The organism is Pseudomonas sp. LBUM1664, from assembly GCF_059695895.1.
Window position 1 is genome coordinate 3,118,985 of record NZ_CP166791.1, and the last position, 26,595, is coordinate 3,145,579.

At 60.5% G+C, this 26,595-nt stretch carries 19 protein-coding genes; 15 read left to right on the forward strand and 4 right to left on the reverse strand.

The window, feature by feature from the left end; all coding sequences use genetic code 11:
- The first annotated feature begins 36 nt into the window (after window positions 1-36).
- The 5 genes from ACA047_RS14480 (at window position 37) to ACA047_RS14500 (ending at window position 6,983) form a co-directional block, all read left to right on the forward strand.
- Window positions 37-474 (forward strand): AprI/Inh family metalloprotease inhibitor, encoded by a 438-nt coding sequence (locus ACA047_RS14480; RefSeq protein WP_497360078.1) that lies wholly within the window; start codon window positions 37-39, stop codon window positions 472-474.
- 136 nt (window positions 475-610) lie between these two features.
- Entirely contained in the window at window positions 611-2,374 is a 1,764-nt protein-coding gene (locus ACA047_RS14485) for a type I secretion system permease/ATPase (RefSeq protein WP_497360080.1), read from the forward strand.
- Window positions 2,371-3,705, forward strand: a complete 1,335-nt coding sequence (locus tag ACA047_RS14490; RefSeq protein WP_497360082.1) for an HlyD family type I secretion periplasmic adaptor subunit — start codon at window positions 2,371-2,373, stop codon at window positions 3,703-3,705. The genes ACA047_RS14485 and ACA047_RS14490 overlap by 4 nt, the downstream gene beginning before the upstream one ends.
- Window positions 3,706-3,718: 13 nt before the next feature.
- Entirely contained in the window at window positions 3,719-5,053 is a 1,335-nt protein-coding gene (locus tag ACA047_RS14495; RefSeq protein ID WP_497360084.1) for a TolC family outer membrane protein, read from the forward strand.
- Window positions 5,054-5,129: 76 nt separating this feature from the next.
- Window positions 5,130-6,983 carry a polyurethane esterase gene (locus ACA047_RS14500; protein ID WP_497360086.1) on the forward strand — a complete coding sequence of 618 codons (1,854 nt, stop codon included), beginning with the start codon at window positions 5,130-5,132 and terminating at the stop codon, window positions 6,981-6,983.
- Between the two features lie 75 nt (window positions 6,984-7,058).
- On the opposite strand, the gene ACA047_RS14505 is transcribed toward ACA047_RS14500, so the two are convergent.
- Entirely contained in the window at window positions 7,059-7,283 is a 225-nt protein-coding gene (locus ACA047_RS14505) for a YgdI/YgdR family lipoprotein (protein WP_497360088.1), read from the reverse strand.
- A 222-nt stretch (window positions 7,284-7,505) separates the two neighbouring features.
- Here ACA047_RS14505 and ACA047_RS14510 point away from each other — a divergent pair, with 222 nt between their 5' ends.
- From ACA047_RS14510 to ACA047_RS14525, 4 genes are all read left to right on the forward strand, one after another.
- The gene (locus ACA047_RS14510) at window positions 7,506-9,158 is read left to right on the forward strand and encodes a VRR-NUC domain-containing protein (protein WP_497360090.1); all 1,653 of its coding nucleotides are present in this window, start codon (window positions 7,506-7,508) and stop codon (window positions 9,156-9,158) included.
- Entirely contained in the window at window positions 9,155-11,458 is a 2,304-nt protein-coding gene (locus tag ACA047_RS14515) for an ATP-dependent DNA helicase (protein ID WP_497360092.1), read from the forward strand. Before ACA047_RS14510 ends, ACA047_RS14515 begins: the two co-directional genes overlap by 4 nt.
- A 90-nt stretch (window positions 11,459-11,548) precedes the next feature.
- The gene (locus ACA047_RS14520; RefSeq protein WP_497360094.1) at window positions 11,549-13,480 is read left to right on the forward strand and encodes a hybrid sensor histidine kinase/response regulator; all 1,932 of its coding nucleotides are present in this window, start codon (window positions 11,549-11,551) and stop codon (window positions 13,478-13,480) included.
- 265 nt (window positions 13,481-13,745) lie between these two features.
- A complete protein-coding gene (locus ACA047_RS14525; RefSeq protein WP_497360096.1) occupies window positions 13,746-14,282 on the forward strand; it encodes a hypothetical protein in 537 nt (178 codons plus the stop codon).
- Between the two features lie 37 nt (window positions 14,283-14,319).
- Here ACA047_RS14525 and ACA047_RS14530 read toward each other — a convergent pair whose 3' ends face one another.
- Window positions 14,320-15,657, reverse strand: a complete 1,338-nt coding sequence (locus ACA047_RS14530) for a cation:proton antiporter (protein WP_497360098.1) — start codon at window positions 15,655-15,657, stop codon at window positions 14,320-14,322.
- A gap of 210 nt (window positions 15,658-15,867) precedes the next feature.
- On the opposite strand from ACA047_RS14530, the gene ACA047_RS14535 reads away from it, so the two are divergent.
- From ACA047_RS14535 to ACA047_RS14555, 5 genes are all read left to right on the forward strand, one after another.
- Window positions 15,868-17,253: an iron-containing redox enzyme family protein gene (locus ACA047_RS14535; protein ID WP_497360100.1), complete on the forward strand. Its 1,386-nt coding sequence runs from the start codon at window positions 15,868-15,870 to the stop codon at window positions 17,251-17,253.
- Window positions 17,254-17,262: 9 nt separating this feature from the next.
- Window positions 17,263-18,264: a methyltransferase gene (locus ACA047_RS14540; protein WP_497360102.1), complete on the forward strand. Its 1,002-nt coding sequence runs from the start codon at window positions 17,263-17,265 to the stop codon at window positions 18,262-18,264.
- On the forward strand, window positions 18,236-19,399 hold the full coding sequence (locus tag ACA047_RS14545) for a carboxylate-amine ligase (RefSeq protein WP_497360104.1): 1,164 nt from the start codon (window positions 18,236-18,238) through the stop codon (window positions 19,397-19,399). Before ACA047_RS14540 ends, ACA047_RS14545 begins: the two co-directional genes overlap by 29 nt.
- Window positions 19,396-21,996 (forward strand): DNA ligase D, encoded by a 2,601-nt coding sequence (gene ligD, locus ACA047_RS14550; protein ID WP_497360106.1) that lies wholly within the window; start codon window positions 19,396-19,398, stop codon window positions 21,994-21,996. Before ACA047_RS14545 ends, ligD begins: the two co-directional genes overlap by 4 nt.
- A 269-nt stretch (window positions 21,997-22,265) precedes the next feature.
- The gene (locus tag ACA047_RS14555; RefSeq protein WP_497360108.1) at window positions 22,266-22,670 is read left to right on the forward strand and encodes a VOC family protein; all 405 of its coding nucleotides are present in this window, start codon (window positions 22,266-22,268) and stop codon (window positions 22,668-22,670) included.
- Between the two features lie 62 nt (window positions 22,671-22,732).
- On the opposite strand, the gene ACA047_RS14560 is transcribed toward ACA047_RS14555, so the two are convergent.
- Entirely contained in the window at window positions 22,733-23,881 is a 1,149-nt protein-coding gene (locus tag ACA047_RS14560; RefSeq protein ID WP_497360110.1) for a MalY/PatB family protein, read from the reverse strand.
- Between the two features lie 1,025 nt (window positions 23,882-24,906).
- Here ACA047_RS14560 and ACA047_RS14565 point away from each other — a divergent pair.
- On the forward strand, window positions 24,907-25,614 hold the full coding sequence (locus ACA047_RS14565; protein WP_497360354.1) for a methyl-accepting chemotaxis protein: 708 nt from the start codon (window positions 24,907-24,909) through the stop codon (window positions 25,612-25,614).
- Between the two features lie 44 nt (window positions 25,615-25,658).
- Here ACA047_RS14565 and ACA047_RS14570 read toward each other — a convergent pair whose 3' ends face one another.
- Entirely contained in the window at window positions 25,659-26,399 is a 741-nt protein-coding gene (locus tag ACA047_RS14570; RefSeq protein ID WP_497360112.1) for an EthD domain-containing protein, read from the reverse strand.
- Window positions 26,400-26,595 lie beyond the last annotated feature (196 nt).

The following is a 26,595-nucleotide window of genomic DNA, read 5'->3' on the forward strand; positions in this document are numbered from 1 at the left end:
GCAGCGCCTACGGGACCCTCGGTCAGGATTAGATAAATGAGTAGCGCTTTTATGCCCCGTAGCGCCCAGGCAACCGCCTGGCTACTCGCTACGCTGATGATGTTTTCCGGAGAAGTCGCCATGGCGCGCAGCCTGTTGTTAGCAGAACCCTCACAGTTGGCCGGTCAGTGGCAGGCCGTGCTATCGGATCCGAAGGAAAATACGCAAGCCCAGGCATTGCAAGAAAAGCCGTCCAACACTTGCCTTGTCGAGCTCAGGGCGGACCAGACCTTGGGTGGGCAAACCGATTGCCTGGGCCACTGGCTGGGGGATGAGCCGGTCCATTGGTTTACCGAACCCGATGGTCTTTCCCTGATCGGCAAACAGAACTCCAGAGTTCACCTGGGGCTGCGCCACGAACATCATTATCAGGTCACGTTGAAATCCGGTTTGATACTTAGGCTTGAACGAAGCAAACCGCAAAGCAATCGTTAACAAATTGTTACATTTGCATAAGGGTAAGGCGCGTATGTTTGCTCAGGCGTGCACATCGGCATTGTCCGATTTAATTATTAAAGATTGGTAGTGCATAACAGCCGGGCACCCGGCGAAGCCAACAGCAGGAAAATTCATGACAAAAGTTAGGGGCACTGTCGCGGTGCCGTTATTTAAAGCGCTGGGCGACTATAAAAACATTTTGCTCAGTGTCGGTTGTTTTACTGCGCTGATTAACGTCCTGATGCTTGCGCCTTCGATATACATGCTCCAAGTGTATGACCGCGGGTTGTCCTCACAGAATGAAACCACCCTGGTGATGTTGTCGTTGATGGTGGTGGGGTTCTTTGTATTCATCGGACTGCTGGAAATGGTGCGCAGCGTCATCGTCATCCGCATCGGCAGCCAGTTGGAGCGACGCTTCAACCTCCAGGTGTACAGGGCCGCGTTCGAGCGTAATTTGCGCCAGGGCGAGGGCAACGCTGGACAGTCCCTGGGTGACCTCACCCATATCCGCCAATTTGTCACCGGGCCGGCGTTATTCGCGTTCTTCGACGCACCGTGGTTCCCGGTCTATCTGCTGGTGATCTATCTGTTCAATGTCTGGCTCGGTGTGTTCGCCACCGTCGGCACGCTGCTGCTCATCGGCCTGGCCTGCCTGAACGAGGTCATGACCAAGAAACCGTTGGGCCAGGCGAGCGCTTACTCGCAACAGTCCAGCCAACTGGCCACCAGCCATTTGCACAACGCCGAAACCATCCAGGCCATGGGTATGCTCGGTGCGCTGCGCAGCCGCTGGTTTGCCGTGCACTCGCGGTTTCTTGGCCTGCAGAACCGGGCCAGTGACACCGGCGCGGTGATCAGTTCCCTGAGTAAGACCCTGCGCCTGTGCCTGCAATCGCTGGTGCTGGGGTTGGGGGCACTGCTGGTGATCAAGGGCGACATGACCGCCGGGATGATGATTGCCGGTTCGATCCTGATGGGCCGGGTGCTGAGCCCCATCGACCAGTTGATTGCCGTGTGGAAGCAGTGGAGCGCGGCCAAATTGGCCTATCGCCGTCTCGATGTGCTGTTGCAGGCTTATCCGCCGCAGGACGATGCAATGACATTGCCGGCGCCCAAGGGCCAGGTGAGCTTCGAACAGGTCAGCGCCGGCCCGCCTGGGCAACGCAATGCGACGCTGCATCAACTCGGTTTCAGCCTCGGTGCCGGGGAAGTGCTTGGGGTACTGGGCGCTTCGGGTTCCGGCAAATCCACCTTGGCCCGCGTGATGGTGGGGGTGTGGCCCATCCTCGCTGGCACGGTGCGGCTCGATGGCGCCGACATCCATCGCTGGAACCGCGAGCAGCTTGGCCCGCATATCGGCTATCTGCCCCAAGACATCGAGCTGTTCAGTGGCAGCATCGCCGAGAACATCGCGAGGTTTCGCGAAACCGACCCGCAAAAGATCGTCGCCGCCGCGCAACAGGCCGGCGTGCATGAGCTGATCCTGCGCATGCCCCAAGGCTACGACACGGTGCTGGGGGAGGACGGCAGTGGTTTGTCGGGCGGCCAGAAACAACGGGTTGCCCTGGCGCGGGCGATGTACGGCCGACCGAGCCTGGTGGTGCTCGACGAGCCCAACTCCAACCTCGACACGGTCGGCGAGGCGGCGCTGGCCAGCGCCATTGCGCAGATGAAGGCCCAGGGTACCAGCGTTGTGCTGGTCACCCATCGCTCCTCGGCCCTGGCCCAGGCCGACAAGCTGCTGGTGCTCAACGAAGGCCGGCTACAGGCCTTTGGCCCGAGCCAGGAGGTGCTGCGGGCGCTGTCCGGCCAATCGGACAAACCCCAGGCAGCGCCCAACGGACTGAGCATGAGTCGCCAATACCAGGCGGCCAGCAAGCCCGGCAGCGTATGAGCAAGGATCACGACATGAACCTCGAACACTCTGAAAACCTCGAGCGTCCGGAGCGTGATGCCCGTTTCTTCACCCGCATGGGGTGGGCACTGGCGATCATCGGCGCGGGCAGTTTCTTCACCTGGGCCAGTCTGGCGCCGTTGGACCAGGGCATTGCGGTGCAGAGCACGGTGGTGGTCTCAGGCAAGCGCAAGGCCGTGCAATCGATGAGCAGCGGCGTGATCAACCGGATCCTGGTGCGTGAAGGCGAGGCGGTGAAGCTGGGCCAGCCGCTATTTCGCCTGGACCAGACCCAGGCGGCGGCTGATGTGCAATCGCTGCAAGCCCAGTACCGGATGGCCTGGGCCAGCCTGGCGCGCTGGCAAAGCGAGCGGGACAACCTCGGCCAAGTGAGTTTCCCGGCTGAGTTGAGCCGCGACCCCGACCCACGCCTGGCCCTGGTGCTCGAAGGCCAGCGGCAACTGTTCAGCAGCCGTCGCGAAGCGTTCGCCCGGGAGCAGGCCGCATTGCGCGCCAGCATCGAAGGCGCCACGGCGCAACTGGCGGGCATGCGTAGGGCCCGCAGCGACTTGACCGCCCAAGCCCAATCCCTGCGCCTGCAGCTGGGCAACCTGCAACCCTTGGCGGACAACGGTTACATCCCGCGCAACCGCTTGCTGGACTATCAACGCCAACTCTCGCAAGTGCAGCAGGAACTGGCGCAGAACAGTGGCGAAAGTGGCCGGGTGGAGCAGGGGATCGTCGAGTCTCGCCTGCGGCTGCAACAACACAACGAGGAATATCAGAAGGAAGTGCGCAGCCAGTTGGCCGACGTCCAGCTCAAGAGCGAAACCCTGCAACAGCAACTGACGTCGGCCGGCTTCGAGCTGCAACACAGCGAAATCCTCGCCACCGCCGACGGCATCGCCGTCAACCTCGGCGTGCATACCGAGGGTGCCGTGGTGCGCCAGGGCGACACCTTGCTGGAAATCGTGCCCCAAGGCACGCGGCTGGAAGTGGAAGGGCACCTGCCGGTGAACCTGATCGACAAGGTTGGCACCCATTTGCCGGTGGACATCCTGTTCACCGCCTTCAACCAGAACCGCACACCGAGGGTGCCGGGTGAGGTCAGCCTGGTTTCCGCTGACCAGATGATCGATGAAAAGACCGGCACGCCGTATTACGTGCTGCGCAGCAGTGTCAGCGACGTGGCGATGGAAAAGCTCAACGGCCTGGTGATCAAGCCTGGAATGCCGGCACAGATGTTCGTGCGCACGGGTGAGCGCTCGCTCCTCAACTACCTGTTCAAACCGCTGCTCGACCGAGCCGGCTCTGCGTTGACTGAAGAATAAGGATGTCGCTGGTATGAAGCGCTTTTATTGGCTCGCCGCGCTGGCGGCTGTCTGCAACAACGTTTGGGCCATGGGGCCGTTCGAGGTTTATGAACAGGCTTTGCGCAACGACCCGGTTTATCTGGGCGCGATCAAGGAGCGCGATGCGGGTCTGGAGAACCGCGCCATTGGCCGCGCCGGATTGTTGCCGCACCTGGGTTACAGCTACAACAAGGGCCGCAACCAATCCAAGGTCACTTACCTCAATGATCGCGGCGCCAGCCAGCACGATGATCGCAACTACAGCAGCTACGGCTCCAGCCTGACCCTGCAACAACCGCTGCTGGACTACGAGGCGTATGCGGCTTATCGCAAAGGTGTGGCGCAGGCGCTGTTTGCCGATGAAAGTTTTCGTGGCAAGAGCCAGGAGTTACTGGTGCGGGTGCTGAGCTATTACACCCAGGCGTTGTTCGCCCAAGACCAGATCGACATCGCCCAGGCCAAGAAAAAAGCCTTTGAGCAACAGTTCCGGCAGAACGAGCATCTGTTCCGCCAGGGCGAAGGCACGCGCACCGATATCCTCGAGGCCGAGTCGCGTTATGAACTGGCAACTGCCGAAGAAATCGAGGCGCGCGATGAGCAGGACGCGTCGCTGCGCGAGCTTGGCGCGCTGATTGGCGTCCCGGCCCTGGATATCGGCGACCTGGCGCCCCTGAACGAAACCTTCCAGACGTTCACCCTGCAACCGGCCAGTTTCGACACCTGGCACGAACTGGCGGTGAGTAACAACCCAAACTTGGCCTCCCAACGTCAGGCCGTGGACGTGGCGCGTTTTGAAGTCGAACGCAACCGCGCCGGGCACCTGCCTAAAGTCAGCGCCTACGCGACGATGCGCCAGAACGAATCAGAAAGCGGCAACACCTATAACCAACGCTACGATACCAACACCATCGGCCTGGAAGTCAGCGTGCCGCTGTACGCCGGTGGCGGGGTCTCGGCGGCGACCCGCCAGGCCAGTCGCAACATGGAACAGGCCGAGTACGAGCTGGACGCCAAGACCCGCGAAACCCTGATCGAACTGCGCCGTCAGTTCAGCGCCTGCGCGTCGGGGGTGAACAAACTGCGGGCCTATCAGAAAGCCCTTTCCTCCGCCGAAGCGCTGGTGGTGTCGACCCGGCAAAGCATCCTTGGCGGCGAGCGGGTCAACCTCGATGCGCTCAACGCCGAACAACAGCTCTACACCACCCGCCGCGACTTGGCCCAGGCGCGCTACGACTACCTCATGGCCTGGACCAAACTGCATTACTACGCCGGCACCCTGGGGGCGCAGGACCTGGCGAAGGTGGATGAAGCGTTTATCACTCAATGATTTGACCTGGCTCCCTCGCCACAGAGGCCTCTACCACCCGGTTTAGCATTCCAACAACAAAAAGAGAGCAACAACCATGGGTATTTACGACTACAAGAACCTCGGTACCACTGAGTCCAAAGCATTGGTCAGCGATGCGATGGCAATCATGTTGTATTCCTACCACAACCTCGATAACGGCTTTGCCGCCGGGTATCAGCAGAACGGCTTCGGTGCCGGCCTTCCGGCGACCCTGGTGACGGCATTGCTGGGCGGCACCGATTCGCAAGGGGTGATCCCCGGCGTGCCATGGAACCCTGATTCGGAGAAGCTCGCCCTGGAAGCGGTGCAAGAGGCCGGCTGGACGCCTATCAGTGCGTCGCAACTGGGTTACACCGGCAAGGTGGATGCCCGGGGGACCTTCTTTGGCGAGAAGGCCGGCTACACCACCGCGCAGGTGGAGATCCTCGGCAAGTACGACGCCGACGGGCAACTGACGGAAATCGGGATTTCATTTCGTGGCACCAGCGGCCCGCGGGAGAACCTGATCATTGATTCCATTGGCGACGCGATCAGCGATTTGCTGGCCGCTTTTGGGCCAAAGGATTATGCGAAGAACTACGTCGGCGAAGCCTTTGGCAACTTGCTCGGGGACGTCGCGACGTTTGCCCAGGCCCACGGTTTGACGGGCCAGGACGTGCTGGTCAGCGGCCACAGCCTGGGCGGGCTGGCGGTCAACAGCCTGGCGGACTTGAGCTCCAGCAAGTGGTCTGGATTCTATGACAGCGCCAATTACATCGCCTATGCATCGCCAACCCAGAGCAGCACCGACAAGGTGTTGAACATCGGCTATGAAAACGATCCGGTGTTCCGGGTGCTGGACGGTTCGACGTTCAATGCGTCATCTCTGGGTGTGCACGATGCACCGCAGGAATCGGCCACCAACAACATTGTCAGCTTCAATGACCATTACGCCTCGGCAACCTGGAACGTGCTGCCGTTTTCCATTCTCAACATTCCCACCTGGGTTTCCCATCTGCCCTTTGGTTACGGCGATGGCATGGGACGGATCATGGACTCGGCGTTCTACGACCTCACCGAAAAGGACTCCACCATCATCGTCGCCAACCTGTCGGACCCGGCGCGCAGCAAGACGTGGGTGCAGGACCTCAATCGCAACGCCGAAACCCATACGGGCAGCACCTTCATCATCGGCAGCGACAAAGATGACCTGATCCAGGGCGGTCAGGGCAGCGATTACCTGGAAGGTCGCGCCGGCAACGATACCTTCCGCGACAGCGGCGGCTACAACGTGATATTGGGCGGGCAGGGCAGCAACAGCCTGCAATTGCAGAAGTCCGTGAAAGACTTCAGCTTCGCCCATGACGGAGCCGGGACGCTGTACGTGCGCGATGCCCAGGGCGCGATCAGTATCACCCACGACATCGGCACCCTTGTCAGTAAGGAGCCGGGATTGTTCTGGGGGCTGTTAAAGAACGAAGTGAGCCACAGCGTCACCGCCGGCGGTCTGGTCTCAGGGAGCAACCTGACGGCGTATGCATCATCGGTCAAAGGCAGCGCGGCTGACGACACGTTGACGGCGCGGGCCACGGGCGACTGGCTCTTCGGCCAGGGCGGCAACGATGTGCTGGTGGGCGGCGTGGGTAACGACACCTTTGTCGGCGGTTCTGGCAATGACGTGATGCGGTCCGGCGGCGGCAACGACACCTTTCTGTTCAACGGCTCGTTCGGCCAGGACCGGATCAGCGGTTATGATGCGGGCGACAAACTGGTATTCCTCGGCGTGGAAGGCGCCGGGGCGGATTACGACTACAGCCAGCACATGACCCAGGTGGGCAGCGACACGCTGCTCAAGGTGGGTGACAGTTCCGTCACCCTGGTTGGCGTTGGGCTTGCTCAGGTGGGAGGCGAGGGCATCGTGTTCGCCTGATTGAGGATTGTTTTGAGTCACGGTGGTGAAGGCGCTTGCGCCCTCACCACTTTGAAAGGAGAAGTTCGGAGACGATCAATCTTCCTTGCGTATGGTCGCCACGTCATCAGCGCGGACCCGGACTTTCCTGCCGGAAATGTCTTCGAACTCGTAGAAGCCGTCGGCGGTGCGGGTATTGGGGGTGTCCTTGGTCAAATACTGGGTACCGTTCTGCAAGGTCACTACGGTTGGCGACGCGCAGCCGGCCAAAGCCAGGAATGCCGCAGCGGCCAGGGACAGGCTCAGAAACCTGATGTTCATAACCATAACCTCTCAATCAAAAGAACGCGGCCCAGCTGATTCGACCGCGCCATCACCTAGTTAACCGCCATTGGTCTCGCTTGCCGTAGGAAAGTTCATCGCTGACTGCAGGATTTCATCTCTAAATGCAGGAGACCGCTCATCTTTTGCAGTTGCCTGGACCGTTCGTAGCTGTTATCTGTACGCATAACCAGTATTCAAGCATCCGTGGCGCTTCTTTCCGTGACAGCCAACCCTCTCGACGATCCCTTCTACTACCTGAACAACTTCCAGCAGGTGCTCGCCTGGCTGACGCAACGTTATGCCGACGTTCTCAGCCCGCAAGAGCAGCGGTTTATCGACGATTTCGCGACGCTGCCTCGTCCGTCACAGGGCTTGCTGGTGCGGATGGTCATGCGCAAGGGGTTGCGGTTCCGCCAGAGCAAGCTGCGTTACGCGGAAATCGGTGACATTGGCGCTGCCGTCGAACCGCTGCTGGCGCTGGGTTGGGTCGAGGAACAGGTACCGCTGAATTTGGCCGAGCTGTTCGAGGTGCTGCTCAAGCCGGAAATTCTCCTGTGCCTGGGCCACGCAATCGAACAACCCAAGGCGAAAAAGACCGAGTGGCTTCAGGCCTTGAATGAACGCTTCAGCCAACCAGAGCCGTTTCGCACCTGGTGCCCGCAGCTTGAGGACCGACTGTTCAGCCTGACGATCATGAGCCTCTGCGATCGATTGCGGCTTATGTTTTTCGGCAACCTCTATCAAGATTGGTCGGAGTTCGTGCTGGCGGACCTGGGCATCTTTACTTATGAAACCGTTGAGTTCAGCGCCGAGTCCCGCGGCGTGCGCAGCCGCCAGGACGTCGATGCCTGCCTGTTCCTGTATGAATGCCAGCAGCGTTTCGAAGCCGGCGAACCGCTTGAAGAGATCGTCGCCCAAGTCAATGCAATGGCCCTGGACAATCCATGGCTGGAGCGGCGTCGGGGCAAGTTGCTGTTTCAGATCGGCCAGCACGGCGAGCGCATCGCTGATTTCGCCCTGGCCCTGCGCATCTATCGCGATTGCACCTACCCCGGCGCGCGGCTACGCATGATTCGCGTGTTGGAGCGCATCGGTGAATACGCCTTGGCCCTTGAATGGGGCGAAGCGGCTGCGCAGTCGCCCCAAAGTGCCGCCGAAACCCAGGCGTTGCTCAGGATCGAGCCCCGACTGCGGCGCAAGCTGGGCGGGCCGCCGATACCACGAGCCCTGGCCCGAGAAGTGGAGCGGCTGGACCTGCACCTGGCGCGTGTCGATCCGGCCTTGTCGGTGGAATATCACGTCCAGGCGCATCTGCACGACGAAGCCGCGCCAGTGCATTACGTCGAGAACAGCCTGATCAATTCGCTGTTCGGCCTGCTGTGCTGGCCGGCGATTTTCGCGCCATTGCCGGGGGCATTTTTCCACCCGTTCCAGCGCGGACCGGTAGACCTGCTCAACGAAGACTTCCACGCCCGTCGCGCCGAGCTGTTCGCGGCCTGCTTCGCGGAGCTGGACGATGGGCGTTATCGGGACACCATTGGCCGTCGCTACGCAGAAAAGTGGGGCGTGCAGTCGCCGTTCGTGTTCTGGGGCGCGTTGTCCGAAGAACTGTTGAACCAGGCCCTCGATTGCCTGCCGGCCGAACACCTCAAACATTGGTTCAGCCGCCTGCTGCTGGACATCAAGGCCAACCGCGCCGGCATGCCGGACCTGATCCAGTTTTGGCCACAACACAAGACCTACCGCATGATTGAAGTCAAAGGCCCTGGCGATCGCCTGCAAGACAATCAATTACGTTGGCTGGAATTCTGCCAGGAGCACCAGATGCCGGTCGCCGTCTGCTACGTGCAATGGGCGGAGCAGAGCGCATGACCCAGGCGCCGGGCTACAGCATTGCCGTGCGAGCGTTGTGTGAGTTCACCGCCAAGGTGGGCGACCTGGACCTGCGCTTCACACCGTCGCCCACGGCCCTGGAAGGCATTGCCGGCCACCGCACTGTGGCGTCTCGGCGCAGCGAGGGGTATCAGGCTGAGGTGAGCCTGGAGGGCCACTACCTAACGCTGAAGGTCAAAGGCCGCGCCGACGGCTACGACCCGGCCCGTAACTGCCTGGAAGAGGTGAAGACCTACCGGGGCGACCTGGCCAAGCAACCGGCCAATCATCGTCAGTTGCATTGGGCCCAGGCGAAAATCTACGGCTGGCTGATGTGCCAAAAATTACAGTTGCCGGGCATCAACGTCGCATTGGTGTATTTCGACATCGTCAGCGAGAAGGAAACCTGCCTGACGCAAAGCTTCGAGGCGCCGCCGCTTCAGGCCTTCTTCGAAGAACAGTGCGCGTTGTTCCTGGCCTGGTCCGAGCAGGAAATGGCCCATCGACAGGCGCGCAATCTCGGCGCACAGACGTTGGCATTTCCGCACGCCGGCTTCAGGCCAGGGCAACGGCACCTGGCCGAGTCGGTGTTCAAGGCGGTCAGCACCGGCCGTTGCCTGATGGCCCAGGCCCCTACTGGAATTGGCAAGACCGTCGGCACATTGTTCCCGATGCTCAAGGCCCTGGCGCCGCAGCAACTGGACAAGGTTTACTTTCTCACGGCGAAAACCCCGGGGCGCAAGTTGGCACTGGATGCGGCCCGGGTGATCACCCGCAGCGCGCCGTCGATGCCATTGCGGGTGCTGGAAATGATTGCCCGCGACAAGGCCTGCGAGCATCCGGACAAAGCCTGCCATGGCGAATCCTGTCCGCTGGCCCGCGGGTTCTACGATCGCCTGCCGAGCGCCCGGGCGGCTGCCAGCCAGGTCACGCTGCTGGATCAGGCCGCTTTGCGCGATATTGCGCTGGCCCATGAGGTCTGTCCGTATTACCTCAGCCAGGAAATGGCCCGCTGGGCCGACGTGGTGGTCGCCGACTACAACTATTATTTCGACTTCAGCGCCTTGCTGTTCGGCCTGGCCCAGGCCAATGGCTGGACAGTCGCGACCCTGGTGGACGAAGCCCACAATCTGGTGGAGCGGGGGCGGCAGATGTACAGCGCGACCCTCGATCAGTCGACCCTGGCAGCGGTGCAAAAAGTTGCTCCCCAAGCCTTGAAGAAATCCTTGCAGCGGGTCAATCGCCAGTGGAACGCCTTGCAGGCGCCGCAGGTCGCGGCCTATCAGGCTTATGAAAAGCCACCGGAAAAACTGCTCCAGGCATTGGCAACCTGTACCACGGCCATCGGTGATTACCTCAATGACCATCCCCAAGGGCTGGACAGCGGATTGCAGGGTTTTTACTTCGACGCCCTGCAGTTTGGCCGGGTGGCGGAGTCGTTCGACGAGCATTTCCTGTTCGACATCCATAAGCGCGAACTCGGCCGCCAGCGCAGTGCGTCTACGCTGTGCCTGCGCAACGTGGTACCGGCCGGTTTCCTGCGGCCAAGACTGACGGCGGCCCGCAGCACTGTGCTGTTTTCCGCCACCTTGAGCCCCCGGCATTATTACGCCGACCTGTTGGGTACTCCGGCAGACACTGTGTGGGTCGACGTCGAGTCGCCGTTTAAGGCCGAACAACTGGATGTACAAGTCGTCAGCCGGATCTCCACCCGTTTTGCCCATCGCCAGGCGTCCCTGGAGCCCATTGTCGCGTTGATGGCCCGTCAGTTCAGCGAGCGCCCGGGCAACTACCTGGCGTTTTTCAGCAGTTTCGATTATTTGCAACAAGTGGCCGGGTTGTTTGCCGAGCGGCACCCGGAGATTGTCACCTGGGCGCAGTCGCGCGGCATGGGCGAAGCGCCCCGGCAGGCTTTTCTCGATCGGTTCATGGAACACAGCCAGGGCATCGGTTTTGCGGTGCTGGGCGGCGCGTTCGGGGAGGGCATCGACTTGCCGGGCGCACGCCTGATCGGAGCGTTCATCGCCACCCTGGGGCTGGCGCAGTTCAACCCGGTCAATGAGCAGATCAAGCAGCGCATGGCCGTGATTTTTGGTGACGGTTACGATTACACCTACCTGTATCCAGGCCTGCAAAAAGTGGTACAGGCCGCCGGCCGCGTCATCCGCACCCAGCAGGATCGCGGGGTGGTGATGTTGATTGACGATCGGTTCGGCGAACCCAGGGTGCAGCACTTGTTGCCGCGTTGGTGGTCAGTTAGTCATGAAGGACAAAAAACCTGTGGGGTTTCTGGCAGTTAACTCGCTAATCCTCTGCGGTTTAATAGTTTTTCCTGACACATGACTTGCTCCATACTTTGCAAAAAAAATCCACACGGATGCCCCGGCCAAATGCTTGAGAATGACCAAAAGACCACCCTTGCGAACGATGAGCAGCGATTCCGGCTGCTCATCGACGCCGTGGTCGACTACGCCATCTACATGACCGACCCCTCGGGCATCATCACCAGCTGGAACTCCGGCGCCCGGCGTTTCAAGGGCTACGAAGAGTCCGAGATCCTGGGCCAGCACTTCTCTCGCTTCTACACCGATCAAGACCGTGCCGACGGCCTGCCACAACGGGCGCTGGACACCGCCGTGCGTGAGGGCCGTTTCGAAGGCGAGGGTTGGCGAGTGCGCAAGGACGGGACGCTGTTCTGGTCCCATGTGGTCATTGACCCGATCATCGACCACCAGACCGGCGAGTTGCTCGGGTTCGCCAAGATCACCCGCGACCTGACTGATCGCAAGATGGCCGAAGAAACCCTCAAGCAAAGCGAGCAGCAATTTCGCCTGTTGGTGCAAAGCGTCACTGATTACGCCATCTACATGCTCGACCCTGACGGTCAGGTGACCAACTGGAACCAGGGCGCGCAGCGGATCAAGGGCTATCTTCCAGCGCAAGCCATCGGCCGGCATTTTTCGATGTTCTATACCCCCGAAGACCGCGATGCCGGTGAGCCGCAACGTGCGCTGAGCATCGCCGCCAGCGTGGGGCGTTTCGAAAAAAAGGGCTGGCGCATGCGCAAGGATGGCACGCGGTTCATGGCCCACGTGGTCATTGACGCGATCCGCAGCGACACCGGGGCACTGTTGGGGTTTGCCAAGATCACTCGCGACATCACGGATGCAACTCAGACGCAGCAGGCCCTTGAACAGGCCCGTGAAGCGCTGTTCCAGTCCCAGAAGCTGCAAGCCATCGGTCAGCTCACCGGCGGCATCGCCCATGACTTCAATAACCTGCTGACGGTGATCCTCGGCAACCTGGAAATCGTGCGCAAGCGCATGCCCGGCGATCCGAAACTCACCCAGTTGCTGGACAACGCAACCCAGGGTGCGCTTCGCGGTGTTTCGCTGACCCAGCGCATGCTGGCGTTTGCCCGCAGGCAGAAACTGACGTCCGAATCGGTCGAGCTGTTGGCGCTGGTGCAGGGCATCAGCGGCTTGCTGCAAAGCTCCATGGGGCCTTCGATACACATCCAGACCAACTTCGCCAAGACGTTGTCGCCGGTGTTGGCCGACGTCAACCAACTGGAACTGGCGATCCTCAACCTGGCGACCAATGCCCGGGACGCCATGCCTCTCGGCGGCCGCATCGTGATTGCCGCCGATGAGCGACAAGAGAACGAGGCCGGGTTGGATAAACCGCTGGCGTCCGGGCGATACATTTGCCTGTCGATCACCGACGAAGGCGAGGGCATGGATGAGCAGACGCTGGCCTCGGCCGTGGACCCTTTTTTCACCACCAAGGGCGTCGGCAAGGGCACTGGCCTGGGGTTGTCCATGGTGCATGGCCTGGCCGAGCAATTGGGTGGCCGCCTGATGCTCAGGAGCCAGCAAGGCGTAGGTACCACCGCCGAGTTGTGGTTGCCGGTGGCCGATAATTCGGCACCGGGCAAAGCGCAGCCCCCCGACACGGCGCCGCTACCGGTCCACGAATTGCTGGTGCTGGTGGTTGACGATGACAGCCTGGTGCTGACCAGCACCCGTCTGCTGATCGAAGACCTTGGGCACCGCGTCCTGTGTGCGCCGTCGGGGCCTCAGGCGCTGGAGGTGTATGAGCGCAATCAGGACATCGACCTGGTGATCACCGACATGGCCATGCCGCAGATGGACGGTGCGCAACTGGCGAAATTGTTGCGCGATCGTCAGCCGAGCCTGCCCATCATCCTCGCCACCGGTTACGCCGAGCGCCTGGAAGGCTTCGCCACGCAACTGCCCCGGCTGACCAAGCCGTTCAAGCAGATTGATTTGGTGCAGATCATTGGGCAGACGATGAAGTAACAGGAGGCATGTTCTTCTGTGGCGGGGGATAAATTCCCGCTGGGCTGTGGGAGTACAGCTTGCTCGCGATTGGGCGGCACATCCGGCATGACAGTGACTGACACCCCGATCTCGCGAGCAAGCCCGCTCCCACATTGGATCTGGGGTGTACCTAATATTTGAGTTTCATCGATCTGATTTTGGCCTCTGGTCCATTGGCTTGAACTTGCTCTGAGCCAGGCTCTTCTAAAGAGTCCGAAATCATCAGCGAGCGATAGCCTGCGCAATGCCCAGAATACTGACCGGCCCGACCCCGGAAGAAGAACTGACTGAACACAATGCCAAGCTGTTCGGCTCCCCCAAGGAACGGCTGGATTTTTATCGCCGCGAGATCCAGTACGAAACCAGCATCCTGGCCAATCGAACCGATGCCTACCTGGCCGCGCAATCCTTCCTGGTCATCGCCTTTGCCTCGTGCATGGCCAACCTCAACCCCGAGTGGGGCAAAATGTTCACCTTGATCGTGCCACCATTCCTGGCGCTGCTGGGCTTTTTGAGTTCGCTCAATGCCTGGCCGGGCATTCGTGCGGCCTACGACATCATCGATCATTGGCATTTCAAACAGAGCGAATTACTGCGCGCCGAACCGCTGATGGGGCTGGCCTACGACGATTCGCCGCTGTTCAGCGAGAGGGAATCGACCCACAAGGGCTACCGCAAGTCGTTGCTGTTTTCGGTGCGCACACCGTGGATCTTTGCCGCATTCTGGGTGCTGTTGGGAGTGTATTCAGTCTTTATCCAAGTGACCGATCCCGGAGGTTGAAGCGCGCGCCTGACTTTCAGGCAGACACAGATTCTCCTCAATTCGACTTTTTGTGGCGCTCATACCAAGCCAATGTGGGCTGTGTACTCAGGCCGTGAACCAGAATACTCAGGGCCACCACCGACAGGGTGAGGTTGATACACAGCTGTGCCACCTGCGGTTGCAGATCATGGTTCAAGGCATAGAACAGATAAAAAAGACTGCCGATGCCACGAATGCCGAACCAGCCGATCAGCAACCGTTGTGGTCCGTCCAGCAATCGCCCCCAGGGCATCGCCAGCACACTCAACGGGCGGATGACGGCAAACAGCAGCGCACCGATGGCCAAGGCCCGCCAATCCCAATGGTTGGCCAGCACCACTCCCAGCAGCGTCACCAGGAACACTTCCATGGAGCGCTCCACCAGGCTGCCGAACGCCAGCATATCCCCCATCATCACGCCGGCGGCCACTTGGCCTTCATCCAAAGACTCTGTGTTGCCCTGCAGCGCTTGCCGGGGCGAGACGGTCTCGTGGCCCACCACCGGTTGCACCAGGTGTTCGGCCGGCAACGAGTCCTCGTCGGAGGATTCGACCTCGGCCTGCCGCAGCCCCAGGCCCGCGGCGAACACCGAAAGAAAGCCATAGGCCTGGACCGATTCCGCCGCGACGTAAGCCAGGGCAATCAGCGCCAGGGCCAGGTAGTCGTTGGGTGACAGGGTGCTGTCGGCGTTTCTGATGCGCATCGACAAGGTCAGCTTGCCAATGCCGCGTCCCATCCAATAGCCGATCAGCAAACCTGCCGGCACGGCCCACAACACGCTGCGCAGGACCCACTCACCGAGAAAGCCGCTGCCATCTTCGCGCAGCATCAACAGGCCCAGGATCACAAAGGGAAAGGCCGAACCATCGTTCAACCCGGCTTCGCCAGACAGGCCGAAACGTACTCGGTCGTCGTCCCGCGCATCGTTGACCTGCACCAGCGCCGCCAGCACCGGGTCGGTGGGGGCGAGCATCGCACCGATCAACATCGAAACGCCCCAACTGAGGCCGAACAAATAATGCAGTGCCAGGCACAGGCCGGCGATGGACAGAATCATCACCGGCCCGGCCAAGCCATAGGCCACGCGCCAAGTCCGGTTCTTCAAGGGCAAGCGTAACTTGAGGCCGCTGACGAACAGCGAAAACACCACGGCGATTTCGGTGAGGTGCTCCATCCATACCGAGGAATCGTCTACGTCCAACTTAAGCAGCCCAAACCCCGCCGGCCCGATGGCGACGCCCAGCACCAGGCACATCGCCGAGGTGGTCACTGGCATCCAGCGCAGGTAGGAGGACGTCAGGGCCAGGGTCAACAACACGGCACCGAGCACCGCTACCCACACTGTGAAAATCATTGTTGCTCCTTTGATCCCGCCCACATTGAAGGGGGCAAGGCGATTTGTAGTATTTGAGGCCTGGAGCGAAGCGAGGGTTCCCGCCGATTCGGGACGGTTCCGTTTATCCGGCGGCCGTTCAATTCAACGGAATTTTTCGTCGTTCTCAGCGCTCTTCAAAATATAGAGACGTTCTGATTCAGCGTCCTGCCGAGAACCCAAGAGGCCCTTATGACTGCGCTGACACCCCTTCAATCCCAGCCTGCCACTGCGCAACCTGTCACCCACACCGGGCATGTGCGTCAATGCTATGAGCGGTTGCTCCAGGCCCCCGACGATGCGGATAAACAAGGCATCGCCCAAGCCTTCATCCAGCAATGCGTTGAACAGGCCGAGGCATTGCCCCAGGAAATGCCCGACGACCCCATGGCCCTGCAAGCTTGGGTCGAGCAACACAGCGCCGGCGTGGCGCGGCAATATGCCGATTATCTGGAACGGCGCAAAAGTGGCGGCCCACGGGAGTTCTTCAGCAGCAAGGCCCACGCCTTGTATTTCCTGCAAGCCGTGGCGCCGACCAAACTGGTGGATGGCGCCTGGCTGTATGGCGTGCTCAAGCGCTGGCACGACCACCGCTTCGAGGGGCTGCTGTGCACTTACCTGGAAGAGTTGGGGGACGGTAACCCGTCGCAAAACCATGTGGTGATCTATCGCAAGCTACTCGCCGAACATGGCTTGCCGGATGCGCCGGACATCGACGACGAACGCTACCTGCAAGGCGCAGTGCAACTGGCCCTGGGGTACGCCGGCGATGAATACCTGCCCGAGGTGATCGGCTACAACCTGGGCTACGAACAGTTGCCGTTGCACCTGTTGATCAGCGCGTACGAACTGAGCGAGCTGGACATCGATCCGTATTACTTCACCCTCCATGTGACCATCGACAACGCCAGCACCGGCCATGCCCACAAGGCCGTGCAATCGCTGATGCAACTGATGCCGATGGAAGCGGGCCGCGAGTCCTTTTGGCACCGGGTCACCCTGGGCTATCGCCTCAACGACCTGGGGCAGGGCAGCCGGGCGATCATCGAGTCGTTCGACCTGTACCGCGAAGTGCTGGACATGCTCGAGCGCAAACGTCCGTTCGGCCAGCACATGCATTCCGATTACTGCAAGTTCGAAGGCAAGACGGTCAACCAGTGGCTCTCGGCGCCGGGACAACTGGAAGGCTTTATCGACGCCATGGAAAACAAAGGCTGGATCAAACGCCATCAGGACCCGCAGAACAGTCGGTTCTGGACGCTGATCGAAGGGGCCGGGGCGGCCATGTTCGGGGTGTTCAGCCCTTATGAAAAACAGCTGCTGCACGACTGGATCGCTGGTGACTGGCTGAAGGAGAGTACCCGCAACAGCCCACGCCGCAGCCATGGCGCGGCGGGCGAGCCGAAGACGCCAGTTGAAGACCCCGATGTGCAGAACCTTCAGCAGACGTTGCGAGGCCAGTCGCCCGATGAGCAGATGCAGACCCTGATGCCCTGGCTCTCGGCTCGCTGCCACAGTCATCCGGCCGGGTTGCTGGCAACGCGTCGCTTCATCGAATTCAAATCCGTACTGCGCTAGGAGCCTTGCATGAATCAGGAAGAATGCCTGTGCGAACCCGACCTGGCGCTATTGCAACTGGGCCGACGTCTGCAAGCGGATGGCTATTGTTTCATTACCCCGACGCCCCTGACTCACGAACGGGTCAACCAACGTCCCGGCAACGAACAGTCCAAGACGCTGCGGGACGTGTTCGGCTGGTCGCGGCCGTTCGCCCAAGGGCTCATCAGCGCCGATGAGCAACGGCAATTGCAGGAAGCCGAAGTGCTGGAGGAACACGACGGCCTTCTGCGCAGTCGAGTGCGCTGGTCGAGCCTGGACGGCTTGCTGTTCGCTCATTCGCAATTTCCTACCCAGGCCAGCGACGCGGTGTTTTTCGGACCGGACAGCTATCGTTTCGCCCAACTGATCCATACCCATCTGCAACAGAACTTCACGGCGGTGCACCGGGCCGTGGACATCGGTTGCGGCGCCGGGGTCGGGGCGATTGTGATTGCCCGTGCCCGGCGCGAGGCGCAGGTGCTGGCCCTGGACATCAACCCGTTGGCCCTGCGTCTGACGGCGGTCAATACCGCACTCAGCGAAGTGGCCAACATCGAGATCGCCCGCAGTGACGTGCTCCAGAATGTGGAAGGCAACTTCGACCTGATCGTTGCCAACCCGCCGTACATGGCCGACCCGTCCGAGCGCGCGTATCGCCACGGCGGCGGGACGCTGGGCGCCGGGCTGTCGCTGCGCATCGTCGAGCAGTCCTTGCCCCGGCTCACACTCGGCGGCTCACTGGTGCTCTACACCGGCGTGGCGATGGTCGATGGCCGTGACCCGTTTCTCGAAGCGCTGGGGCCATGGCTGGACTCAACGGATTTCGGCTGGACTTATCGAGAATTGGACCCGGACGTTTTTGGCGAGGAGTTGCTCACGCCGGGTTATCAGGACGTGGAAAGGATCGCCGCAGTGGCGTTGGTTGTAACCCGCATCGATGCGGGTATCGGAGGGAATATCGATGAACAGGCGTCTGAAGTTCGGCATTGAAGAGGAGTATTTCATCACCGACCTGCAAACCCGCTGTATGCCCGACCAGCCGCCTGCAGAAGCTGTAGCGGCGTGTCGGGCCGAGCTGGGCAAGCATTTCGCCCATGAAATGTTCCAGAGCCAAATCGAGATGGCATCGCCCATCTTCCGTGGCTTGGCCGAGGCCTGCGATTATTTGACCCAGGTGCGCACCGGCCTGACGCAGCGCCTGGCCACTTACGGCCTGGGCTTACTCAGCGCCGGCTCTCATCCGATGGCCACCCCGGGTCTGCAGCCCACCGATGAACTGCATTTTCAGCATCTGTTCGGCGACTACCAGCGGGTCGCGCGGCGCAGCGTACTGTCGGGCCTGCATGTGCATGTGGAAGTGCCGGTCGACCGCGATCGTGTGCGGGTCATGAACGAAGTCTTGCCCTGGCTGCCGATGTTCTTGGCGCTGAGCGCTTCGTCGCCATTCTGGAACGGTGCCTACAGCGGTTTCAGCAGCTACCGTCAGGTCGCCTGTGATGAATGGCCGCGCATGGGCGTGCCGGAGTTCTTTGAAGACGAGGCCGCTTTTGCCAGTTACATCAGCCTGCTAACGCGCACCGGTTCCATTCGCCAGCCCAGCGATTGCTGGTGGGTGATACGGCCTTCGTCGCGTTATCCCACGCTGGAGCTGCGCATCTGCGATGCCTGTCCTCGGATCGAAGATGTGATGTGCCTCGTCTCGCTGTTTCGGGTGATGGTCGCTCACGCGATTGCTCAGCCCCGGCCCGGCGACCATTTCAGCCCCACGTCCTACTGGATCCTCAAGGAAAACCGCTGGCGGGCCAAGCGCCACGGGATTCTGGCGCAGTTCATCGCCGAGGGACAGGCGCCGCCGATGCTCATCGGTGAGTGGCTGAATGTGGCAGAGCAAACCTTCGGTGAAACTGCCGCGCAGTTGGGCGCCCAGGACGTATTCAAGCAGGCCCGCCACATCGTCCAGGAAGGCACCAGCGCCGATCAGCAAATCGTTCTCTACGAACAAGGGCTGCTGCTGGGTGACTCCACCGAGCAGGCATTGAGCCGGGTTGTCGATCAGCTCTTATCGCAGACCGCAGGGCTGCCCGTGGCCAATCCGGCGCTGCAACAAGTGGCAGGTGGTGGATGAGCAGTAAGACGCTTGATGACTACAACCGCATGCGTGATTTCACCGCCACATCGGAACCGGCGGCGAAGCGCTCGCGCAAATCGGTAAAAACCGCCCACGCCTTGCAGTTCTGCATTCAGAAACACGATGCCTCACGGTTGCATTACGACTTGCGACTGGAGTTGGACGGCGCGCTCAAGAGCTGGGCGGTGCCGAAGGGTCCATCCCTGGACCCCAAGGCCAAGCGTCTGGCGGTGCATGTCGAAGACCACCCGCTGGATTACGCGACGTTTGAAGGCAGCATCCCCGAGGGCCATTACGGCGCCGGCGACGTCATTGTATGGGACCGGGGCGTGTGGATTCCCCAGGGCGACCCTCAAGAGGCCTACGAAAAAGGCCGGCTCAAGTTCGAGCTGCAAGGCGAAAAACTTGCAGGCCTGTGGAACCTGGTGCGCACCCACATGCCCGGCAAGCAGGAGCAGTGGTTCCTGATCAAGCACCAGGACGACGCGGCCCGCCCCGAAAGCGCATACGACGTGGTACAAGCCGCGCCGGACAGTGTGCTCAGCGACCGCACCCTTGTGCCCAAACGTCGCGGCAAGGCCGCCGCAGCCAAGGCAGTGAAGCAGCCTGAAAAAGCCGCCAAGACCGCCAAGACCACCCTCAGTGGCGCGGTGGCCGGGTCGATCCCTGAAACACTCAAACCTGAACTGGCCACATTGGTGGAAAGTGCCCCCGACGGCGAATGGCTTTATGAAATCAAGTTTGATGGCTATCGGATCATGGCCCGTATCGACAAGGGTGATGTTCGGTTGATCACCCGCAATGGCCACGACTGGACCCACAAACTGCCGAAGCAGGCCGCGGCCCTGGCTGCGCTGGGTCTGGAAACGGCCTGGCTTGATGGGGAAGTGGTGGTCGCCAACGAACGAGGTGTGCCGGACTTCCAGGCATTGCAGAACGCTTTTGAAGCTGGGAGCAGCGCCAAGATCGCCTATTACCTGTTCGACCTGCCGTACCTCAACGGCATGGACCTGCGCAAAGTGCCGGTGCAAGAACGGCGGGCTGCATTGGCGGCGGTGCTGGAAGGTCATGAAGACCCGCTGTTGCGGTTTTCCGATGCGTTTGAAGAGACTCCCGAAGCGCTGCTGACCAGCGCCTGCCAAATGCAGATGGAAGGGCTGATCGGCAAGCGTGTCGGTAGTACTTATGCGTCGCGGCGCAGCAGCGACTGGATCAAGCTCAAGTGCAAGAATCGCCAGGAATTCGTGGTGGTGGGTTTCAGTGAGCCCAAGGGCGCCCGCAGTGCCTTCGGCGCCTTGCTGCTGGGGCTGCACGACGCTGACAGTGGTGAATTGCGCTACGCCGGCAAGGTCGGCACCGGGTTCAACGAAGCCACCCTCAAAAACATTTACCAGCAGTTGTTGCCTCTGGAGACGAACAAGCCCGCCGTGGTCAACCCGCCTACGGGTTACGAAGCCAAAGGCGTGCACTGGCTTGAGCCAACCTTGCTGGCTGAAGTCGCGTTCGCCGGAATGACCCAGGAAGGTTCGGTACGCCATGCGGTATTTCATGGATTGCGTAACGACAAACCGGCCAAGGCGATCACGCAGGAGCTCGCAAAACCCGTGAAAAAAACAGCGGCTACAAAGAAAACATCAGCGAAAGACGAACCTGATGCGGCGCCAACCAAATCCAAGGCAAAAGCCGCTCAGGCGTCGGCCATGGACGGCAAAGTCCGGATCACCCACCCGGACCGGATCATCGACGCCAGCAGCGGCACCACCAAGCTGCAACTGGCCGAGTATTACGCCAGCGTTGCCGAATTTATCCTGCCGCAATTGGCTGATCGCCCGGTGGCATTGGTTCGGGCGCCGGACGGCATTGCTGGTGAACTGTTCTTTCAGAAAAATGCCGAGCACCTGGCGATTCCCGGCCTCACCAGCCTGGACAAGGCGCTGACGGGGCAGCCGGTGATGATCATCAACAACCCCGAAGCGCTGATCGGCGCGGTGCAAATGAGCACGGTGGAGCTGCATACTTGGAACGCCACGTCCGTGGACCTGGATAAGCCTGACCGCTTTGTCCTCGACCTCGACCCGGACCCGGCGCTGCCTTGGAAAAGCATGGTGGAGGCCACGCAGCTAACGTTGTCGGTGCTCGATGAATTGGGTCTCAAGGCGTTTCTCAAGACCAGCGGCGGCAAGGGCATCCACGTGGTGGTGCCGCTGACGCGCAAACTGGGCTGGGACGAGGTCAAGGATTTCAGCCATGCCATCGTCACTCATATGGCCAAGCTGCTGCCGGATCGTTTTTCAGCGGTGTCCGGGCCGAAAAACCGGGTAGGGCGGATCTTCATTGACTATCTGCGCAACGGTCTGGGCGCCACCACCATTTGCGCCTACGCCGCCCGTACTCGGGAGGGGTTGCCGGTGTCAGTGCCGATCTTTCGCGAGGAAGTGGCCGAGCTCAAAGGCGCGAACCTGTGGAACGTGCACAACGTTCATGAGCGCCTGGCAGAGGTCGGCCACGAACCCTGGGCCGGCCTCAAGAAAACCCGCCAGAGCATCACCGCCGACATGCGCCGGCGAATCGGTATGAAGCAGACTGACACGTGAACCTGTGGCGAGGGAGTTTGCTCCCGCTGAGCTGCGCAGCCGACCCTTGTATCTGCCTGGCACAAGTATTCGACCATTCTCGTTCTCCATGCTAGATGTATATGGGATGGAGGGTGGATCTTGGGGCTTCGAGCAGCGTTCGGTCGGATTGCGCGACGGAGGGATGAGTGTGGCAGCGGGTACTTCGTCGGGGAATTATCAGTTTTGACGAACGATGGACGAGCGGATTATCTCAACGGTATCGGTTCTGATAGAACAAGGAGCAGTGCATGTTCAGCCATATACAGATCGGTGCACGCGACCTGCCGAGAATGGTCGCTTTTTATGATGCTGTTCTGGGTTGCCTGGGATTGGTGCGCATGGACAGCGAAAACGACTCAGGCCCGCCGGGAGAGGGCTGGCATCAACCTGGCAAGCGTTGGCCACAGGTGTTTGTACAGCAGCCGTTCAACCGCCTGCCCGCCACCTGGGGCAACGGCATGCAAGTGAGCTTTGCCGCCGACTCGCCGCAAACCGTTCATGCCGCCTGGGAAATGGCCATGGCCATGGGCGGTCTCGACGAAGGTCCGCCGGGACCGAGACCTCAGTACTCGAAAGGGTATTTCGGGGCGTATTGCCGGGACCCGGAGGGGAACAAGTTGTGCTTTGTGTATACGCCGGATATGCATGAATAAGATGCAGGCTTAGTGTGTGGCGAGGGGGGGTAAGTCTCCTCGCCACAGAAGTCTTCTGGCGATCAGCGCCTGGCCTTGAGGCTACGTTCCATCCGCGTAATCCCTTCTTCCAGCAGCGCCCTCGGACAGCCGAAGTTCAAGCGCACGAACTGCCCGGCATCATCAGCAAAATCCACACCGGCGCTCAGCCCCACCTTCGCTTCGTTGAGGAAGAACCCCTGCGGATCGTCCAGCCCCAACCCGGAGCAATCCAGCCAGGCCAGATAAGTGCCTTGAGGCACGGTCAGGGTGATGCCCGGCAGACGGGACTTCACCGCATCGACCAGGTAGTCGCGGTTGGCTTGCAGATACGCTTTCAAGGCTTCAAGCCACGGGCCCGCTTCGCTGTAGGCCGCCCGGGTTGCTTCAAGGCCAAAAACGTTGACGCTGTCGACCATGCCGGCCCGGGCACTGTTGACCCGCTCGCGCAGCTTGGCGTTCTGGATGATGGCGAATGAAGTTTTCAACCCGGCGATATTGTACGCCTTACTGGCGGACATCAAGGTGATGGTGCGCTCGGCAATTTCGGGGCTGAGGGTGGCGGTAGGGATGTGCACGCGGCCGTCGAAACACAGCTCGGCGTGGATTTCGTCGGAGATGATCCAGGCATTTTGCTCCAGGCAAATATCTGCCACGGCCTTGAGCTCTTCGCGCGCAAACACCTTGCCCAATGGGTTGTGAGGGTTGCTCAGCAGCAGGGCACCACCGCCGTGCAACGCTTCGCGCAACGCAGCCAGGGGGGTGTGGAATTCGCCGTTGATTGCTTTGAACGGCAGTTCCACCTTGTTCAATTGCCAATGCCCCGGCGCATGACGCAGTGGAGGGTAATTGGGCACCTGCACCACGACGTTCTGCTGCGGTTCTACCAGCGCGTGCAGCGCCATGTTGAAACCGGGTTCCACACCAGGCAGGAACACAATCTGCTGAGGCTCGACGCGCCAAGCGTACTTGCTCCAGAGATCGGCCACGATGGCGGCGCGCAGGTTGTCCTGGGCCACGCTGTAGCCGAGCATCGGGTGTTCGAGGCGCTTGTGCAGCGCGTCGATGACCACTGGCGGAGCAGGGAAGTCCATATCGGCCACCCACATCGGCAACACATCGGCCGGGTAGCGGCTCCATTTGGTACTACCGGTACCGTGGCGCTCGAACACCGGATCGAAATCGAAAGTCATGGTCGTTCCATCAAGTCAGGGAATTGAGATGGCGCTCATGATAAAGCAAAGATCTCGCTCAGGACTGCGTTGCAACGGCGAACGCTGCGGTTTTTGGAAAGTTGATGGCTTATCGCTACCAATTAATGGTAATCAACTACAGTTCGATTCCGGTATGCCGATAAGGGGTGAATCCGGCATTGGTAACGGACCCTCCAGGTACCCAAAAAGGACAGCCATCCATGACATCGCCCGTGCGCTTTAATGATCACCACCGCAAAGCCGACCGTATCATGCTGGGGCTGCTCTGGCTCACATTGCTGTATTCCTTTTGCCTGGCATTTGTGCATTCGACGTTCACTCAGGCGTTGCTGGTGGGGGGGACGACTTGCCTGCTGACCACCGTGCTTTACCGCGGCCTCGGCGGCACTCGTGCCATGCGCTGCGTCATCGCCGTGGCGCTGATGGTCATGGCGGCCCTGCACATCAACCAGACCCACGGCGTGGTCGAATTCCATTTCGGGATTTTCGTGCTGCTGGCGGTGCTGACCTTCTACCGTGACTGGCTGCCGATTGTCGTGGCCGCTGCCACCATCGCCATTCACCACCTCGGTTTCCACTGGCTTCAGCATCAAGGTTATCCAGTGTTCGTGATGGACACCCACAGTGGCTGGACCATGGTCTTGCTCCATGCCTTCTACGTGGTGGTGGAAAGCGTGATCCTGATTTACCTGGCAAACCAGAGCCTGGCCGATGCCACGGACAACCAGGATGTGCTCGACAAGGTGCTGGCCGCTGCTACGAAGTTGAGCCGCGACGCCGATACTCACCGCAGCCAGGGCCTCAAAGTCTCATCGGGCGAGCGTTTTGATCATTTCCTGCAGCAGGTGACTAACCTGGTGGACGGCGTGGTGCGCGATACCCGCAACCTTTCGGACCTGGGCCAAGACCTGTCTCAGGTCGGCCAGACCCTGGAAAACGGTGCCCGGCACCAACTGGATGAAGTGGCGCAGATGAGCGGCGCGATCACCCAGCTGATCCAGGCCATGGAGAATATTGCGGGACACGTCAATCAAAACCAGCTGCGCGCCGGACAGGCCAACGAGCAGGTCAACCAAGGGCGCAGTACCGTTGACCAGACCCGCGAGGAAATCGTTGAGCTGGCAGGGCGCATCAACCTGACCAACGAAACCGTGCAGGTACTGGCCGAGCAGGCGCAACACATCGGCCAGGTGCTGGACGTGATCAATGGCATCGCCGAGCAAACCAACCTGCTGGCCCTCAACGCGGCCATCGAGGCTGCTCGGGCTGGTGAGCAGGGACGCGGGTTTGCGGTGGTGGCCGACGAAGTGCGCAGTCTGTCGCAAAAAACCTCAGCGTCCACCACGCAAATCCAGCAGATCATTGCAAAGCTGCAACAGGGCAGCCGTCAGGCCGCCATCGCCATGCAAGATAGCCGCGACGGCGTGGAACGCTGTGTGTCCGCCAGCCAACTCGCCTCGCAACTGCTGCACGCCGTGGTGGAGGACATCGCAGTGATCAACCACCTCAACGACCTGATCGCCAGCACCACCCAGGAACAGTCCAAGGCTTCAATGGGTATCAATGAGCGCCTGCAAACCGTGCAGGCCGTGGCCGAACGCAACGCCGACAACATAGGTATCCTGACCCGCAGCAGCCAGTGTCTGCCGCCATTGGCGCAGCGGCTGGCGGTGTTGGGTCAAGCGTTTCATGGGAAAGGCGGCGCGGTTTGAGTTTGCCTCTACGGCTAAAGCAAATGACGCGGCACAGTAGGCAATCAGCTATCTGAGCGCTGATCGATAATCACGACTTCCTTGGCATAAACGAAGAAAGAGCCCGAAGGGTCGAGAACGCCCTCTTGGGCAAGTCGCTGAAACAGTGAGCGTTGGTAGGCGCGAAAGGCGGGGAAATCGGCTTCACTCTCAAACCACAGGCTGCTGACACCGTGCGACACTTGGATGTCAGGACCGAAATAGGACGTTATTTTGTCGCCTTCCGGCAGATAGCGAGAGTGTGTTTGCCTGCGCACGGACTGCCCGAATAACGGCTGTTCTGCTGCTACCGAATCATGGGCCTGGTTCCAGGTCCGAAAAAAGCTTTCAAGCGGCACGTCGGGAAGCTTTTTCAGGAAGAGCATGACCTTAAGGGCCCCCGTTCCAGGGTTTTGTACCGCGACTTCGCTTTCATCCATCAACTGCGCGATCTGGTTTGACATGTCGGCGAAATTCAGTGCATCCGGGCCGGTTTTTTGTTGGGTGTGTGGGTCGCTCATGGTTCGAATCATTTGCGCGACATCCGCGAAAAATAATTCGGTCACAGAGTCCCGATGAAATGCTTGCGTGTACGTAGGATCCGTGTCGCCACCGTAGGCGGAGTCAAACACGTGATTTTGAACATAGCGACTGAGCCCCAAAGGATTCTCCCGCGCTAATTGTCCATGTTTATGTTCGATGTAGTTGAGAAACTCGGAATGGGTCATCCCAGGCTTACGACGCACCGCGGCTACAATTTTTATCATCGAAACGCTCACTTTCCAATTTGAGTGCAATCAAGCGACAGGCTGTTCTACGTGTGGCGAGGGCGTTCAAACCCTTCCATGAACAGGCAGGTTGACAACACATAACATGTACGCCTGTTTGCGCACCCATCGAGATTGGCGCTAGCAAGTATCGTACGGAACGCTGCCTGCTCGGAATGTCGATTCGGGTGTGCAG